The sequence below is a fragment of the Dehalococcoidia bacterium genome (assembly GCA_041653995.1).
In the GTDB taxonomy this organism is placed as follows: Bacteria; Chloroflexota; Dehalococcoidia; order GIF9; family UBA5629; genus CAIMUM01.
Genome location: JBAZEK010000001.1, coordinates 707,302 through 725,235, shown reverse-complemented (window position 1 = coordinate 725,235; position 17,934 = coordinate 707,302). Strand labels below are relative to the sequence as shown.

The window sequence follows — 17,934 nt, the reverse complement described above, 5'->3', positions numbered from 1 at the left end:
CAACATCCAAATCACGTGTAATTGCAGTCAATCGAACGAACGACCGTTCGATTATAGTTGATGTATTTTGACATTGTCAAGTGGGCTTGTCATTGCGAGGAGCACAGCGACGAAGCAATCTTGTGCTATCATACAGGGATACAATCTTATCTTTACAGAGGAGGACAAAACATGGAAAAGATAAGGCTGGGCAAGTCCGGCCTGATGGTTACCAGGATCGGGTTCGGCGGCATACCCATCCAGCGGCTGAACGAGGAGGAGGCCGTCGCCGTAATCAAGAGGTGCCTGGGCCACGACATCAATTTCCTGGATACGGCCAACGCCTACACCACCAGCGAGGCGCGCATCGGCAAGGCTATAGCGGGACAACGGAAGGAGCTGATCATAGCCACCAAGACCACCCACCGGGATCGCGACGGCATTGCCAAGCACCTGGAGAAAAGCCTGACGCGGCTGGGCACCGATTACATAGACCTCTACCAGTTCCACGCGGTCAGTGACTTCAAAACGCTGGACGCGGTGCTCGATCCCAACGGCCCCATGGCCGTGCTGGAGGAGGCTAAAAAGGCGGGAAAAATCAGGCACATCGGCGTCACCTCGCACCAGATCGACGTCGCCGTCAAAGCCGTGGAATCGGGACGTTTCGAGACGCTGATGTTTCCCTTCAACTTCGTCACCGACGAAGCGGCCGAAAAATTGCTGCCGCTCTGTAAAAAGCACGACGTGGGATTTATCGTCATGAAGCCGCTGGCGGGCGGAATGATCGCCGACGCACGGACTGCCTTCAGATACCTTTTCCAGTTCAAGGACGTTGTCACCATACCGGGTATCGAGCGGCCGGAGGAGATAGACGAGATCGTGGGCATACTCAACGGGCCGCTGGACCTGACCGAGAAGGACCGCGCGGACATGCGCAAATTGAAGGAGCAACTGGGCACCAGGTTCTGCCACCGCTGCGACTACTGCCAGCCCTGCAAGGAGGGGATACACATATCGTCGGTCATGACCTTCCCCAGCTTCATGGCGCGCCTGCCGGAGGAGCAGATCTTCGGCTTCTGGGCGGGACTGTTCGACCTGGCCGCCAAATGCAACAAGTGCGGCGAATGCGAGACCAGGTGCCCCTACCACCTGCCCATCCGCGACCTGATGGAAGAATATTACGAGCTCTACGAGCAGAAGAAAAAGGCCTTTAAGGCCAGGATGGGGACAGTCAGCTAGTCATTGCGAGGAGCGTAGCGACGAAGCAATCTTGTGAGTAATTGCGGGTACACAAGATTGCCACGCCCTGCGGGCTCGCAATGACGAGGAAGGAAAGGAGGTGCAATGACGGGCAGTTACAAATCCGGATAGAGGTCAGTCCACGATTTATTAAATCCCGCAATAAGCTCTGCTTTGTCTTGTCTTGAGCCGGCTTTTATCTGTTTTTCGCGCAGAATCGCAGACTCAGAGTTCTCTGCCACCTCGTAATAAACTAGTTTTGTCAGGTTATAACGCTTGGTGAAACCTTCAGCGAGCTTTTCTTTGTGTTCATAAACACGCCTTTTCAGATCATTGGTCACGCCTGTATAAAGCACAGTGTTATTCCAGTTGGTAATGATATACACGTAGAAATGCCTTTCGCTCATAAATCACATTGTACAGTATTACTTTACTGAGCATGTCATTGCGAGGAGCGTAGCGACGAAGTAATCTTGTGAGTAATTGCGGGTACACAAGATTGCCACGCCCTGACGGGCTCGCAATGACAGGATGGAAAAAGGACTCGCAGTGGTGGGTTATGCGATGACTACGGTTTCTCTATGCCGTCGAGTATCAGCTCACCCGCGATGCGCGCCGCCTTCTCGGCCGGGGCGCGGCACTTCTGCGCGGCGCCGGCCTTGACGAACTCCATCGATTCGGACGGATCAGCCACGTTGTAGCTCCTGCCGAAGATGCGATGCTGCACCTCGCGGCAGTTGCAGCCGCCGAACTCCTGCTCGAAGCGCCGGCACAGCCTGCGTGCCGCCTTGGTGGTGCGCTGCACCGCATCGAAGTCGTCCGGTTTCTCTCGCCCGAAGACCATGCCCAGCGCCATGATGGCCCCGATCACCGCCCCACAGGTCTCGCCCCGCAGCGCGATGCCGGGCATGGCGGTAGCTGCTTTAAGAGTCAGTTTATCCCCCAGGCTGAACTCCTCCTGCAGCGCCAGCAAGGTCCCCTGCGCGCAACTGCCGTAAAGCTCCTCGTAGTCGCCCGACTTTCGCTCGAGACGGTTTAACCTGTCGTCCCTCGATTCAGACTGCTGCATTGCGTGTCCTCCATCATCTCAATTATCGGCTAGCTTTCCAGGAAGCTGATGATCTTCCCGCTGCTCTCCTGAACCGTATCCGAGATGAACCCGTGCCCGGCCTGCTCGAACACCACCAGCTCGGAGCCCTTTATCCCGGAGGCGAGCACACTGGAGTTCTCATGAGGTATCAGCCGGTCGCGCGCTCCGGTCATGACCAGCACCGGCGCCTTGATCTGAGGCAACCGTTCGTATATATCGTGAAGCAGGACAAAATTGGCCTGGCTCATATAGCCGTGCATGGGTGTGGGATACTGAGTCGTGGTCTTTACATAACGCTCCACGGCCTCGGGGTGCTTATCGATGAAATCCTGGTTCCACAGCCAGGGCACGGTCGAGCGCGCCCTCTCCTCATCCGACAGTTTGGCCCGGTCGGGATTGAAAAGAAAGGCCTTGGCCTCGGGGGTGGACCCGATGGAGTGGGGCCCGCCGCAGGAAGTGCAGCCGAGCACCAGTTTTTTTACCCTCGATGGATATCTGAGCGCAAGCTCCTGCGCGATCATACCGCCCATGGAGACGCCGAAGACATGCGCCGACTCAACGCCCAGCGCGTCCAGCAGTCCGACGGGGTCCCCCACCATCATATCGGCGGTGTATGGTATCTCCGGCTTGCCGCTCCTTCCCGTGCCGCGGTTGTCGAAGATAATCGTTTTGAAGCGCGCGGCCAGGCGGGGCAGTATCACGAACCAGTGGCCCGAGTTGGAGCCGTAGCCCATGATCAGCAGCAAAGGCTCTCCCTCGCCGTGCACCTCGTAGTAAAGATCGATGCCGTTGACTTTTATAACGGGCATTTCACGCTCCCCCTCGTTTGAATAAATGTATTATATCAGTTATTACACGTGCGGCTATATGTGAAAGGGTACAATTATATATAATGTTCCCAATCGCCGGGGAGTCAGATGCAGGGAAAAATAGTTGAGATAATACGTGAGACCGTCCCGGACGACGGCCGGCACATCTGGGGACTGGCCGACCTGTCCGGACTGCTGCACGAGCGCTTCGCCGGCTATAACTGCGGCATAAGCATCGGCAAAAAGCTGGACGATGAGATCATCGATTCGATCGTCACCGGCCCTACGCCGGAATACTGGAAGCTCTATCAGGATACTAATGTCTATTTAACCGGCCTGGCGGCAGATGTGGCCGGTAAGATAGCCGCGACGGGCATAAAGAGCCTGGCATTTGCGCCCACCTCCAGCCGGTTGGATCGGTCCCCCGACTTCGCCCGGACGCTCAGGCATGACTTCTCGCATAAGATGACAGGGACGCGGGCAGGGTTGGGCTGGATAGGTAAAAGCGATCTGTTCATCTCGCTCAAATTCGGCCCCAGGCTGAGGCTTGTCTCCATACTGGTCGATTACCCGCTTAAACCGCTGCAGCCGCCCATCGACAAAAGCCGTTGCGGCAAGTGCGTTGTCTGCGTCGAGGCATGCCCGGCGAAGGCCATAAACGGCAAGCTGTGGAACATAAAAATCGACCGGGATGAGTACTACAACGCCTTCAAGTGCCGGGAGAAGGCCATGCAGTTCTCGCTGGCCGCGACGGGCCAGGACAACCACGAGATCTGCGGCATCTGCATCGCGGTCTGTCCGGCAGGCGGAAAAAAGTGAAGACGGATATACCTTTCATGCATTAACACAATAACCGTATTTTCTGTTTTAATATATATAAAATAAAAAAAGAGGTAGGAGGTGCTACATGCCCTGGCTGACATTCGGCTTACCTGCCGGCGGTCCCGCGTTAGGGATCATCCTGCTGCTGATCGGCATCGTAATCCTGATCATCCCCCGCATCGTCAATTATCTGATCGCCGCTGCGTTGATACTGAGCGGCATCGGATGGTGCATCGCGGGCGTCTGGCTGTGGGGAATACTGGCCATCATCGCCGGTATCGTTATCCTGATCATACCGCGCATACTGAACTATGTGGTGGGGGTATACCTGATCATACTGGGAATAGGGCAGATCCTGGCATCGGGTTGGGCGCTGTTCCCGCTCATCGTCGGCGCGCTCACACTGCTCTTCGGTATCATAGTTCTGGTAAATCCCGGTGTGCTCAATGCGCTGGTGGCGGTCATCTTCATCATCCAGGGCATACTCATACTGGTGCAGTATTACCACTGGTTCTAAATAACGACATCCGGTTGGGGGCGTCAGTATCCCTGCTGACGCCTCCTCCATATATACATCAGCGCCAGCACCAGTGAGCATAAGATCAGCGCCATGCTGATGAAGAGTACGATGTCCGGATCGATATACTCTTTCACCACGAAGCAGCCCGCCTGCACGCCGTTGACGTACACAGTATAGGTCCCCGGCTCGTTTCGCACCGTGGTGAAGATTATTACCCTGCTCTTGCCGCTCTCCAGCGTTACGCAGCGGACGGCAGCCTCCTGACCGTTGATATAGAGCTTTATGACGGCGTTGCCGTTGACCGTGCCCCTGTTGGCCACGGTAGCGGTTATCTCGACGGGATCGCCCGGCGCAACCCTGCCCGCCGATAGTGTGGCGCTCTGCACCACGACGTTGGGCAGTGAGACCGGAAGAATCGGTGGTATGGACGATGTCATTCCGCCCGATGAGCCCGGAGGTGGCGGAGACCCGGGAGCCGGCGGGGGTAAAGTTGCGGTGGTGAAGCTCCTCTCCACGCCGTAAGCTGTGCCGTATATTCCGCCGTCGGCCTTTGCCATGAAGTAATAGGTCACACCGTGGGAAAGGCCGCTCAGGCCGGCGCTGAAAGCCCCGGCGCTTGTCATCTCCTGTGGCGCCGTTGTATTGGTGTAAGGTCCTCCCGATGTCGCGCCCCACAGGAACGACACGTCTACCGTGTCGGCCCTGCCCGGGGAGGTCAGGTCGCCGTTGAGTATCGCCGAGCTTGTGGTGACCGAGGAGGCGCCCTCCGTGGTCACAGTGGGTGGCTCACTGGGTGTGATGAAGCTTTTCTCAGCCCCGAAGCCGGTCCCGTAAATGCCGCCGTCGGCCCTGGACCGGTAATAGTAAACGGTCAGCGGGCTTAAACCGGTTATACCGGCATCGAAATCCCCGGCGGCCGACATCGCCTGCGGAGCGGTAGCGTTGACGTAGGGTCCGCCCTGCGTGGTGCCGTACTCGAACCTCACGTACACTGTCCGGGCGCTGCCCCGATTTAATAGATCGCCGCTCAGCATGGCGGAATCGGTGGTTATGCCGGTGGCATTTCCAGTAGCTACAATGGGTGGATGGTGGCTGGTGGTGAAAGCCTGCTCGTCTCCGTATCCGGTGCCGTGCTCCCCGCCGTCTCCTTTGGCGCGGTAATAGTAGGTGGTGTCGGGAGTCAGCGCGGTGATCTGTGTCTGATAGGCATCGGGGTAGGTCATAGCCTGCGGCGTTGTGGAGAACGGATAGGGTCCGCCCTGCGTGGTTCCGTACTGGAATGATGCGTCCACGGTGGATGCGCTGCCCATCAGATAGAGGTTTCCGGTAAGAACTGCCGCATTGGTCATGATGTCGATGGCGCCGCCGGTGTTCATCACGGGAGGCAGGCGGTTGGTGGTGAAGTGGTCCTCAGCGCCATAACTCGTACCGTAGACGCCGCCGTCCGCCCTGGCCTTGTAATAGTAAGTTGTGAAGGGGGACAATCCGGTCACGTAGTTATAGAACTTATCTGTGGAGGCCATGGCCTGCGGTGTTGTGGAATCGGGATAAGGGCCGCCAGGGGTCGTGCCGTATATGAACGACGTGTTTACGGTAGTGGCAGTGCCCAGGATGGTCAGATCGCCGTTTAAACGGGCTGTGTCGGTGGTCATGTGCGTGGCGGCGTCGGTAATCACCGACGGTGGATCGGCACTGGTGGTGAATGTGTTCTCTGCCCCGTAGCTGGCGCCATGATCGCCTCCGTCCGCTTTAGCCCGGTAATAGTAGGTGGTGTGGGAATGCAAACCCACCAGATTGGCATTGAAGACGCCCGGATCATTCATCAACTGCAAAGGCGTCTCGTTGCCGTACCTGCCCGAAGTGGTGCCGTACTGGAAAGAGACGTTTACAGCGCCGGCAGTGCCCAGGGAATGCAGATAGCCGTTGAGTGTGGCGGAATCGTCGCCGACCGATGTGGCGGCGCCGGTGGATACTGATGGCGGCGTCGCGCTGGTGGTGAAGCTGCACTCATCGCCGTGAGCCGCGCCGTGCGCTCCACCATCGGCCACCGCTATGTAATAGTAGGTGGTGAGAGGCGTCAGACTGGTAACTGCGGCCTGCAGGAATCCGCGCGAGTCCATCCACTCATGGGCCGTGCTGCCGGTATATAAGCCCGGCATGGTGCCGTACTCAAACCATGTCTCCACCGATGGAGCGGTGCCCAGGGAGTCCAGAAAGCCGTTCAGCCTGGCGGAGATAGCTCCCACGGCGGTGGCGTTGTCGGTCTCTGCCGACGGCGGAACCTTCAAGGTGGTGAAGCTCTGCTCAGCCCCGTAGGCCGCACCGTAGATGCCTCCATCCGCCCTGGCCCTGTAGTAATAGGTGGTATCGCCGTGCAGGCCTGTGAGCCCGGCCTGGAAGGGTCCCGTCGCCGCCGTGGCTTGCTGCGGAGTTGAATAAAGATAAGGCCCGCCCTGCCACGTTCCCCACTGGAACGATAAATTATCCGTGGGCGCGCTGCCCAGGTCGGTCAGATTGCCGTTCAGGGTAGCGGAATCTGCGCTGATGCCTCCGGCAGCATCGGTGGTCACCGACGGCGGCTGCTTGGAGGTGGTGAAAGACATCTCGGCGCCGGTACCGACCCCGTATGAGCCGCCGTCTCCCTTCGCCACGTAGTAATAGGTGACGCCGGGGATCAGCCCATCGAGGTCGGCGGCAAAGGCGCCGGTCGTGGACCTGGCCCGGGGTGTTGTTGAATCGGGATAAGGCCCTCCCCGCGTAGCGCCGTATTCGAAGTAAACGTTGACCGTATTGGCCGAGCCCAGGTTGCGCAGGTTGCCGTTCAATGTGGAGGTTATGCCGGTTGTGCCGGTAGCCGGCAGTGTCTCGACGTAAGGCGGGAACATACCGGTACGAAACGAGGCTTCATCACCGTAGGCGGTACCGGACGCACCGCCGTCTCCCCTGGCCCGGTAGTAATACACGGTATAGGGGGTGAGGCCGGTCAGGTTGGAGAGGAAGGCCCCTGTCGCTGTCTTCGGCTGGGGTGTAGTCGAATCGGGGTAAGGGCCGCCCTGCGTGGTGCCGTACTGGAAGGATACGTTAACCGTGGCAGCCGTGCCAATGACAGTCAGGTTGCCGTTCAAGGTGGCGGAGTTAGTGGTCAGGTGACTGGCTGAGCCGGTGGTGACCGAGGGTGGAGTGCGCCCCGTGGTAAAGACATGCTCAGTCCCGTAGGCTATGCCGTGTACTCCGCCGTTGGCCCTGGCGCGGTAGTAGTAAGTGGTGCCGGGAGATAGCCCGGCCAGGTCATGGTCACTGTCGAAGTCGGACGGGGCGCTCAGAGCCTGAACGGGAGTCTCGTTGCTGTACATGCCGGAGGTCGTGCCGTACTGGAAGGAGACGTTCACGGTTGGAGCGGAGCCCAGGGAATGAAGCGTGCCGTTAAGTGTTGCAGTGAAGTCGGTCACGCCGGTTGCCTCGTTGGTGGACACCGAAGGCGGGGCTTTGGAAGTACGGAAAGTCAGCTCGGCGCCGTCAACACTGTTTCCATCGCCCTCCGCAGTAGCCCGGAAGTAATAGGTGGTGTCGGGCGCCAGGCCGTCGAGAGTAGCCTGGAAATCCGCGGGGGCGCTCAGGGTTTGCCAGGGAAGATGGCTGAATTCACCCGGGTGCAAACCGTAGCAGAACGTGACATCAACCATGCTTGCGGTGCCCAGGGATGTCAGATTGCCGTGCAATACAGCCGAACTGGAGGTTATCGCAGTTGCACCCAGGGTATCCACCGAAGGCTGAATTATCGAGGTTGTGAAACTCCTTTCTGCGCCGTAGCTGACGTCGTGTACCCCGCCATCCGCTACAGCCCTGAAATAATAAGTAGTTTTGCCGGATAAACCGGTCAGACCGGCGGAGAACGAGTCGGGGGCGGTCTTGGCCCGGGGTGTTGTTGAATTGGGATAGGGGCCGCCGGGCGTTGTGCCCCATTGAAACGATACGTACACCGTGGCGGCGGTTCCCATCCTGGACAGGCCGCCGTTAAGCGTGGCCGAGCCGGCGGTTATGGAGGTGGCGTTCCCTGTAGTTACCGACGGAGGGATTTTGGCCGTGGTAAAGCTCATCTCAGCGCCGTATGCCGTGCCGTCTCTGCCTCCATCCGCGCCCGCCCTGAAATAATAGGTGGTGTCCGGCGACAATCCTGACAGCCGATAATTGAAGGGACCGTTGGTAGTCATAGCCTGCATTGTAGTGGTATTGGGATAGGGACCACCCTGCGTGGTCCCCCATTGGAAGTATGCGTTTACTGCAGCAGCCGATCCCAGGGATATCAGTGCGCCGTGCAGGACGGCTGAAGATGTAGTTACGGAGCCTGCGGCACTGGTTGTGACCGTTGGCGGTACGGTAGATGTACGGAAACTCACCTCGTTGCCGTAGCTTGTGCCGTCGTAATCGCTGACAGCCTTTGACCTGTAGTAATAGGTCGTGCCGGGTGAGAATCCGGGCATGTCCATATGGAAATTGCCCGGCGCCGACAGGTATTGTGCGGCGCAAACATCGTAGTAAGGTCCCCCTGGAGTATCCGACATCTGGAAATTGACGCCGGCGACGGCGCCGTGTGCACCCAGGAAGGTCAGGTCGCCGCGCAATGTAGCTGTTGTCGAAGTTAAATTGGTGACCGGCAGAGTGGCAACGATGGGTGCGTCCCCGTACTCCACGGATACGCTGTGCAGCACCGGCGTAAAATCACGGTCGGAAGTCAGGGTTGCCCGCCACTGTAAATATTGTCCATTCGGCAGGCCCGAGGTAACCGGGCTGCTGCTGCCGACTGAAATCCAGGCCGGCGCCGCGTCGTTTTTATTAAATGGAGTGTCGCCGGCCCTGACCTGGAAGCTGATATCGGTATTGTCGTGCAGTGTCTCCTGCCAGCTCAGCTTCCTCCATACGTCCGCGTGCCATCCCGTGTCCCAGACATCCGAGGCGATGGTCCCGCCGGTGTAATACAGGCCCGATGTATAGCTCGGAGACGGGTCCGTAGTTCCCGTCAGATTGCTGTAATCCAGGCGGATTATGCCCGGGCCGCCGTCGCCGCCGCTGTTACCGGTTGAGCCGCGGGGGCCTCTGGGCCCATCATTGCTGTCATTGCCGGCACACCATAGCGCCTCCATAGAACCGCCGATATTTCCTTCCTGTCCATCTCCCGGCTCGCCTCCACGGGCGCCTTCTTTACCATTGCCTCCTGCTGCTATAACGAGTGAGTTACCCAGAGTCAGATTATCGGCGGCAAGCCAGATAGTCCCTCCCGAACCGCCGCCACCCCCATTCCCACCGTATCCTCCCTGAGATCCCCCTCCTCCTCCGCCTGCGCTGCCGGAACAGACAAAACTCCCCTGGCCTCCCTGGCTTTGGTCTATCCAATGGTGACTGTTATGTCCGGTACTTCCCTCATCACCCGGGTGGCCTGCTCCTCCGCTGGCCGTGATATTTCCCTTCACCACAATGGCCCTGGCAAAAATGACAACTGCCCCCGCAGCCTGACCGCCACTGCCTCCGGCTCCGCCTAGTCCGCCTTTGGCCCCGGCAGTGCCGTCTTCTCCGTTTCCGATATCACCACCGCCGCCGCCGCCGCCGCCGCCGCCGCCGTATCCTCCCTTGCCCCCGCTGCCTCCTCCCCCACCTCCTCCGAGCTGCAACAGGGAGAGGTCGTTGCTGCTTGCGTTGGCGCCGCCGCGGTCTGAAGCGCCTCCACCGACGCCCTGTCCCGTCGATCCATGGCCGCCTGCGTCGCCCCGGTAGCCCTCCAGGGCGCCGTTGCCGCCTTTCCCGCAGCAGCAAACAGCTTTTCCGCCTGCGCCGCCCGTTCCTGAAACATCTCCACCCTGACCATCTTTATAGACATGCGCACCTGAACCGGAATCGCCTCCTTTTCCCCCGTCGCCTCCGCCTCCGCCCGAGCCGCCGACAAATCCTATCCCCGAGACGTCGATACGCCCGCCAGGCTCCACCGTGACAGTGCTGTTCGACCTGAAAAATACGATACCTCCCGTAGATCCGTTCCAGGGATCACAGGTTACAACACCTCCATTTAAAACGTTCATTTCGCGGAATTGGGGTACCATGATAACCTGGGACTTGCTGTTTCCATCCGCGTAATAGGTGTTTGCAAGGTTTTCCGTCAGCTCAAGCAGTCCCGGATTCACAGACTGGACGATTTGCGTTTCCCAGTTCCCGGCGCCGGTGCCCGTCATCTGTATGATGAGGACCTCGTCTCCGACGTAAAACCGTCCATCGGGGGTATCGACATAAACAATGTTGCCTCCGGCGTTGCTTCGCCGGGTGACCGCTCCCTTGCGCCAGTCGGTTTTAAACGTATCAGTGATATCGCCTGCGTCGAATGCACCGCTGCCCGTATTAATATAAGTTGCCAGCAAAACGTCGCCGGGGCTGGACGAAGTATCGACGTTGGTCAGAATCCCCGCATCGAAATCGCCCCTGCTATCCCATGTATGGCTGGAATCAGCCGACACGGGCGCCGCCGGCGTGAGCAGAGACAGAAGCACCGCCAGGACACTTGCGACAGGAAGGGTTCGTTTAAGCACTCTCAAGTACAATTCCCGGGGGGTAATCCGATGCAGTTCAGGGCAGGCCTGACTGCGTTTAACGCATAATATACCGTTTAAATATGTATTTATGCAACTATGAAGATTGTATGTGGCTGTGCCATTGACTGTCATGTCCGCCTGGTTTAGACTAAGTCGCTATGATGAATGTATACAGGTTGTTGTGGATTATTGTCTCGGTATTGATCTTGCTCTCCCCTCTGATAGCCGCCTGCCAGCCGCCCGCTCCTTCTCAATCGGACGCAACTCCCGTAATTGCGCAAAATGCGGGCGCCACCCTGGCCGGCTCGCCCTGGCCCACCTTCCGCCACGATACGCGCAATACGGGTTTCAGCGACATACGGGCTGCGTACGTGGAAGGGGAAGAGCCGTGGATGTTCCAGACGGGCAAGGGCATCTTCTCAACGCCCGTCATCGACGATAAAGGCACGATCTACGTCGGATCAGCCGACCACTATTTCTATGCGCTCAATCCCGACGGTACTCTCAAATGGAAGTACGAGACGGGCGAGATCATCGATTCCGCCGGCGCCCTCAGTGCTTTCAATCCCACCGCAGGCTATTCCGCCATCACCTTTATCTCCGGCGACGGAAATATGTACCGTTTCCGCATCGACGACGTCCCCATGGAGCAGCGCAAGATATGGACCTTCGAGGCCGAGCTGAGGCCCGGAGTCAGCTACAACCGCTGGTTCGAGGGCAACGTGGCCGTCGGTCCGGACGGCACCCTCTACGCCGGCAATACCAATTTCAACTACTACGCCGTCAATCCCGACGGAACGCTCAAGTGGACCTACGAGACCGCCAGCAATAACTGGTCCCAGGCCGCCTTCGCCAATGACGGTACCATCTTCTGGGGCTCGCTCGACACCTACATCCGGGGCGTCAGTCCGGAGGGCAAAGAGCTCTGGCGCACCCGCACGCTGGGATTCATCGCGGCCTCGGCCGCGGTCGGCTCGGACGGCACGGTGTATATGGGCGGCTTCGACAGCAACCTGTATGCCCTCGACCCGAAGAAGGGTGATGTTAAATGGAAGTTCGGCGCGAGCGACCATATTTACTCCTCGGCCGCGCTGGACCGCGACGCGGCAGGCACCACCACCGCCATCTACTTCGGATCGGCGGACGGCACGCTGTACGCGTTGAGGCCGGACGGCTCGCTGATCTGGAAATACGACACGGGCGACGTTATTCGCTCATCGCCTGTGGTGGGCCTGGCGCCCTCGGGCGACGGGCGTATCATCTACTTCGGCTGCGGCAACGGAAAGCTTTACGCGCTTAATTCGGACGGCAGCCTGCGCTGGGCCTTCGATACCAATTCGACGGCGGACGAGCTGCGCGACCGCAACGACCTCAACGGCTCTCCCGCTTTGGGAAATACGGGCGTCTATATCGGCGGAGAGCATGGGCAGGTCTGGTACGTTCCCTACGACTACTGTCTGCGGGCCAACGACGCCCGCTGCGCCTCCGCGCAGCCCTTCCCGGACGACGTGTGCGCGCTCTACTATGTCACGCCTGGCGGCAACACGCTCAGAGAATTCCCTGATACATTGCCGCCCTCCGCCATGATCGCATTGCGCCTGGTCGTGCGCGAAGGCGGTGAAACGGTGAATGCGCGATTGTGCGACAGCCCGGTGGGCTGCCCGCAGGACGCCCTGGTGGCCGAGATCGAGCCGGAGGTCGCCCTGGACGTGGACCACTCGGCCGACGGGCGCTATATCTATATCCGGCCGCGGGATTTTCTTGCGCCGGGAGCAGACTATAAACTGAACATACGAGGGAAATACTATACGAACGGCTGGAGGGTGGGTAACATGACCCTGGGCGGGTCCGAGGCAGGCAACTTCCAGGGGCAGTTCAATTTCAGGGCTGCCGCGGCTGAGGGCGGATTGCCCCTCAGCGTCTCCGCCGATAAGGTGACTGGTCTGGAATGGACGCGACTGGCGGCGCCCATACCTACCATGCTGCCCAGCCTCAACCAGATCGGCTTCGACTATATCGACTGGCTGATCGGGCCGGTCGCCGTTTCATACCCTGATGCTAAAGGTGAGGGAAAATTCATACTCTGGGCTATCGGCGCCAGGCATGACGACAGAGGACAGCTGGCGGCCGATCCCTCCGGCGATTTCGCCATACCGCTCAACGGCCGCTACCGGGGCCCCGATTTCATACTGCAGAACCGCAACTTCCCCATGGCCATCACAGGCATCATGATTCCCTTCAACCTGTTCGAGCTGAGGGGACGCCTGGCAGCGGACGGGAGGTCCGAATACGCTGCGGCCTTCGCGGACACCGACACGCTGGGCATACCGACCTTCGGGCCGTACATGGTCATTGCCGGGCTGGCCAATAACTGGTACCAGAAGCTGCTGGTCTCGGGCACTTACGTGACGCGGCCCTTCGACGGCGCCGCCAACCATGCCCCGCAGGGGATACATGTGACGGATATAAGTTTCAAGCCTTCGGACGGAAAAGAACCCGCGCAGGCGACGGCGGAGTTCTCGCTGGAGCCCGGCGCCTTATACCCGGTTTCGGAGCACCGCGCCGCGCTGCTGCTGGTGGACACGCAGAGCAACGAGGCCGTCTACATGGATTACCTGGCTAACACTTCAGCCATAACCGATACGGATGGGAACCTCAAGTCCGTGACGCTGTCCATACCGGCCGGGACGAAATTGCCGGCGGAAGTGCAGATCTACGTTATGCTGGACGTTTTCCCGGCGGCGCAGAAGACTGTTGATACAAGGTAAAGCGGATAACGTTTTTGCGGAGGCTATTAATAACGGAGGTGGGTATATGAAGTCGAAGAAAGGCAGGGCACTGGTCATAACGCTGAGCATCGTACTTGTTTTAGCCATAGTCATTGTGACGGCCATACAGGTGGTGTTCAGGCTTCCACAACCTTCCTATAGCGGCACCGAGAAACTGGACGGACTTTCGGCGCCGGTCGAGGTGCGCACCGATGAGCACGGTATACCGCATATCTTTGCGCAGAATGAGACGGACCTCTTTTTCGCACAGGGTTATATCACAGCCCGCGAGCGCATGTTCCAGATGGATATGACGCGCCTGGCGGGCAGGGGTGAGCTTTCTACCGTGCTGGGCGATATGATGCTCAATACCGATAAGTTCTTCAGGACGGTGGGTTTTTACCGCGCCGCCGAGGCGGAGTACGCCGGCATGGATCCCTCTGCCAGGAAGGTGGTTGACGATTATACACGGGGTGTAAACGCTTATATCAACGGCGTCAAATATCTCCCCAGCGAGTATACGATCCTCGGTTTCAAGCCCCTGGTATGGAAGTCCCAAGACACCATGGTCTGCGGTATACTCATGGCCTACAGCCTCAACCGCAGCAAGGACACCGAGCTCATCCTCAACCAGGTTGGAGAGTATGCCGGCGGCGAACTGCTCGATTCGATTATTCCCAGGGTGCCCGCCGATGCGCCAACCGTATCCGGCACAGTTGAGCCGGCTCAACCTGCCACGTCTGATGCCGATCGTCCATCAGCATGGGGTGAAAGCGTTGCCGCAGGCAGCGGACATAGCGAGAGCCTTATACCGCTGGATGTCCCCGCCAGCAACTGGATGATCTTCTCCGGCAAACGTACCGACTCCGGCAAAGCGGTCTTCACCGGCAGCCCGGACCTGGCTCCCACCATACCGGCGCTTTTCTACCTGGTACACCTTAAAGGCGGCGACTATGACGTGATGGGCGGCGCCATACCCGGTACGCCCACCGTTACCGTTCTGGGACTGAACCGCTATTTCGCCTGGAGCACAACCAACGGCAGGGGAGATGAGATGGACTTCTTCATCGAGAAGATCAATCCCGCCGACGCCGATCAGTACCTGACCGAGGACGGCTATAAGAACTTCCAGATCGTGGAAGAGACCATCAGGGTAAAGGGCAAGGACGGTTTCAGGGAGGAGAAGCTGCGGGTCCGTATCTCCAGGCACGGCCCTATCATATCCGATGTGATGCCGCGGGCGCCGGCCAACTGCGCCATGATGTGGGTGGGACTACAGCCGCGCCTGGGTATCATGGAAGGTTTTATCGCGCTGGATAAGGCCAGGGATTTCGACGAGTTTCGCCGGGCGCTGAGCGTGGTGCGCACGCCCACGCTCAACCTGGGATACGCAGACATCTATGGGAATATAGGTTACCAGTTCATAATGTCGCCGCCCGTACGCAAAGCCGGCGACGGCACCCTGCCCGTGCCGGGTGAAGAGGGTAAATATGATTGGACCGGCTACGTTCCCTTCGAGAAGCTGCCGTACGATTTCAACCCCGCACAGGGTTACGTGGCCTCCTTTAACAACGTTCCATATAAAGTCGACTACCACATCACCGATTACTGGATGATCGAGCGCGCCCTGCGCTTCGACCAGATAGTCGGGAGCAAAGAGAAGTTCACCTTCGACGAGATCAGGAAAATGCAACTGGACAACGTCTCGATCGAGGCGCAGACCTGGGTGCCGCTCATCCTGTCGGCCTGCAGCGGCTCGAACGATTTGAAGCCGGCGCTGGATCTCTTCAGGAGCTGGAACTATTCCTCCGACGTCGATAGCCCGGCGGCCACGCTTTTTAACTCTTTCTACAGCCATATGGCGCAGAATACGCTGGAAAACAAGGTCGGCGCCAAACTGATGGCGGAGCTGGCCCAGGACCTTCAGGTATATATCCCCGACAGGTTGTTGACCAGGATAGCAGGGGCAACGGATGATATTTTCTACGATGACGTGACAACCGCTGATATAAAAGAGATGCGTGACGATATCATCAGAAAAAGCATGAACGATGCTAATGCCGAGCTGACGGCCAGGCTGGGACCGGACCCTGCGAAATGGCAGTGGGGAAAGGTACACCAGATGACATTCAAGCATCCGCTGGGCAGCAAACTCGGTTTCTATAACCTGAGCCCGATTCCCACCGCCGGTGACGGTTTCACCATCAACGCGGGCATGTGGGACAGCAAGAACCCGTATGCCATGGATGCCGGTGGGGTTATCAGGCTGGTGGTGGATATGTCCGATCTCGAGAAATCCACCATTATGAGTCCGCCCGGGCAGTCCGGTCTTTACATGAGTCCCTATTACAACGACCTGGCGCAGATGTGGGCCGACGGGCAGCAGGTGCCGACGCATTTCCTTTCTGCAGGGGATCTGACGCAGGTCCTGACGTTGCAGCCTTAATGGGGGGAAAATCCGCCGAAAACAGCAGCTCGCTTGAATATCTGCAGTCCAGTTATTTTGGTACGGAGAGAGCCTTTGCTGCCTTTTCCAGTTCACTATCAACTCTTGCCGCATCCCATTTTAACTCCCCAGCGGCGATTCCAGCTACAGTCTCCAGCACTTTCGGCCCCGGGTTGCCCAGCGTACCGATGCCCGTCCGCCTGAGTACAATGTCCGTCAGGGTACGGGCCATCTCATTTTTGACCGCATAAAGCGCCTGAGCGGGCAGCTCACCGTCGGCGTTAAGAGGTTCAGCATACTTTCGATCGCTACGGGCGATCTGCATTACATCGTTGAACTCCGACCCGTAGATGCGGGCAAGGTAATCAACAGCGGTCTCGCTGAAATCGCTGCTGGAGATTTTTGCCGAGTAGATAAAGGCGGCCATATCCTTGATATCGCAGCCGGCCAGATAATTCCGTGCTGTAATAGATTTTTTGTACTCCCTGCCGAATTTATTCATAACGGTCTTCAGAACGTTTTCCGCCAGGTTCCTGCTGGTGGTATACTTGCCGCCCTCCACTGTGATCAAACCCTGGAGGCCGTCATCCGCGTTGTCGTAGATCTCGTATTTCCTGGAAGTCTTATATACGTCCACGGTCTCGTCCTCGACCAGGGGTCGCAGCCCGCCATAGGCATACTTGATATCGGAGTATTTAACCAGCTCGCTGTCGCCGAAGGACATATTGATCTCGCCGATGAACTCCTCGATCTTTTCCCTGGTCACCCTGTAATCGTCGGGATTGCCCGTAAACTCCCGGTCGGTTGTGCCGAGAAGCGAGTGTCCGCGCCAGGGTAGGATGTTGCAGTGCCTTCCATTGGGGGTGAGCGCTCCGACAACGTACTTCCTGGTCAGGCTCCGGGTGATAACGTGAATCCCCTCGGACCTCCTCACGTGCTGGGAACCTGGTTTGCCGCCGGCAACATCAAGGACCAGGTCAGCCCACGGTCCGGCGCAGTTAATGGTCATCTTGCCCCGAATCTCGACCGTTTTGCCGTTTAACAGGTCGCGGACTACCACGCCCGTTATCTTCCCCGTCTCCCGGGTGAAATCCTCTACTTTGGAGTAATTGGATACAACCGCCCCGAATTTAACGGCCGACTTGATAAAGGCCAGGGTAAGCCTCTCGGGTATGATGCTGGCGCAATCGTAAAACATTATCCCGCCGGTGAGCCTCTCGGCCTTTACCACCGGCTCCAGATCGAGCACTCTGTTGCGCGACAGGTGCCGGTGCTGTGGTATTCTTTTTGCCCTGTCCCAGGTAAAACCCTTGTCGTAAGACAATAAATCGTAGATGATCATTGCCGGCTCGAGAATCCACTGGTTGTCTTTCGAATTTTTGTACGTAGGAACGATGAATGGTATGGGATAGACGAAGTTGGGCGCGATATTCTCCAGTATCCTGCGTTCCCTGAGGGATTCGCGGACTATGCCGATCTCGAAATTGGCCAGGTAGCGCAGGCCGCCGTGTATCAGTTTAGACGTTGCAGACGATGTCGCAGCGCCGAAGTCGCCTTTTTCCACCATTGCCACGGACAGGCCCCGTGAAGCCGCTTCGTATGCCACCGCCGCCCCCGTGATCCCTCCGCCGATCACGATGATATCGTAGGTCGCGTTGTTGTGACTTTCGATGAACCTTTTCACTT

Annotated in this window: 10 protein-coding genes; 5 read left to right on the top strand and 5 right to left on the bottom strand. The window is 58.4% G+C overall.

What is annotated here, in order from left to right:
- Nucleotides 1–171 precede the first annotated feature (171 nt).
- A complete protein-coding gene (locus WC359_03555) occupies nucleotides 172–1,218 on the top strand; it encodes an aldo/keto reductase (protein MFA5399492.1) in 1,047 nt (348 codons plus the stop codon).
- A 116-nt stretch (nucleotides 1,219–1,334) separates the two neighbouring features.
- On the opposite strand, the gene WC359_03550 is transcribed toward WC359_03555, so the two are convergent.
- The 3 genes from WC359_03550 to WC359_03540 all read right to left on the bottom strand — a co-directional run bounded on the left by WC359_03550 (nucleotide 1,335) and on the right by WC359_03540 (nucleotide 3,117).
- Complete coding sequence (locus WC359_03550; GenBank protein MFA5399491.1) at nucleotides 1,335–1,625, bottom strand: GIY-YIG nuclease family protein; 291 nt, start codon at nucleotides 1,623–1,625, stop codon at nucleotides 1,335–1,337.
- 161 nt (nucleotides 1,626–1,786) lie between these two features.
- Entirely contained in the window at nucleotides 1,787–2,287 is a 501-nt protein-coding gene (locus tag WC359_03545) for a C-GCAxxG-C-C family protein (GenBank protein ID MFA5399490.1), read from the bottom strand.
- Nucleotides 2,288–2,316: 29 nt separating this feature from the next.
- On the bottom strand, nucleotides 2,317–3,117 hold the full coding sequence (locus WC359_03540) for an alpha/beta hydrolase (GenBank protein MFA5399489.1): 801 nt from the start codon (nucleotides 3,115–3,117) through the stop codon (nucleotides 2,317–2,319).
- Between the two features lie 108 nt (nucleotides 3,118–3,225).
- Here WC359_03540 and WC359_03535 point away from each other — a divergent pair, with 108 nt between their 5' ends.
- Nucleotides 3,226–3,936 (top strand): 4Fe-4S double cluster binding domain-containing protein, encoded by a 711-nt coding sequence (locus WC359_03535; GenBank protein ID MFA5399488.1) that lies wholly within the window; start codon nucleotides 3,226–3,228, stop codon nucleotides 3,934–3,936.
- 88 nt (nucleotides 3,937–4,024) lie between these two features.
- The gene (locus WC359_03530; GenBank protein MFA5399487.1) at nucleotides 4,025–4,456 is read left to right on the top strand and encodes a DUF3096 domain-containing protein; all 432 of its coding nucleotides are present in this window, start codon (nucleotides 4,025–4,027) and stop codon (nucleotides 4,454–4,456) included.
- Between the two features lie 23 nt (nucleotides 4,457–4,479).
- Here WC359_03530 and WC359_03525 read toward each other — a convergent pair whose 3' ends face one another.
- Complete coding sequence (locus WC359_03525; protein ID MFA5399486.1) at nucleotides 4,480–11,031, bottom strand: CARDB domain-containing protein; 6,552 nt, start codon at nucleotides 11,029–11,031, stop codon at nucleotides 4,480–4,482.
- A gap of 161 nt (nucleotides 11,032–11,192) precedes the next feature.
- Between WC359_03525 and WC359_03520 the strand changes: the two genes are divergently transcribed.
- Nucleotides 11,193–13,802 (top strand): PQQ-binding-like beta-propeller repeat protein, encoded by a 2,610-nt coding sequence (locus WC359_03520; GenBank protein MFA5399485.1) that lies wholly within the window; start codon nucleotides 11,193–11,195, stop codon nucleotides 13,800–13,802.
- 46 nt (nucleotides 13,803–13,848) lie between these two features.
- Nucleotides 13,849–16,248: a penicillin acylase family protein gene (locus WC359_03515; protein ID MFA5399484.1), complete on the top strand. Its 2,400-nt coding sequence runs from the start codon at nucleotides 13,849–13,851 to the stop codon at nucleotides 16,246–16,248.
- A gap of 52 nt (nucleotides 16,249–16,300) precedes the next feature.
- On the opposite strand, the gene WC359_03510 is transcribed toward WC359_03515, so the two are convergent.
- Nucleotides 16,301–17,932, bottom strand: coding sequence for a glycerol-3-phosphate dehydrogenase/oxidase (locus WC359_03510; protein MFA5399483.1), 1,632 nt, complete (start codon nucleotides 17,930–17,932; stop codon nucleotides 16,301–16,303).
- Nucleotides 17,933–17,934 lie beyond the last annotated feature (2 nt).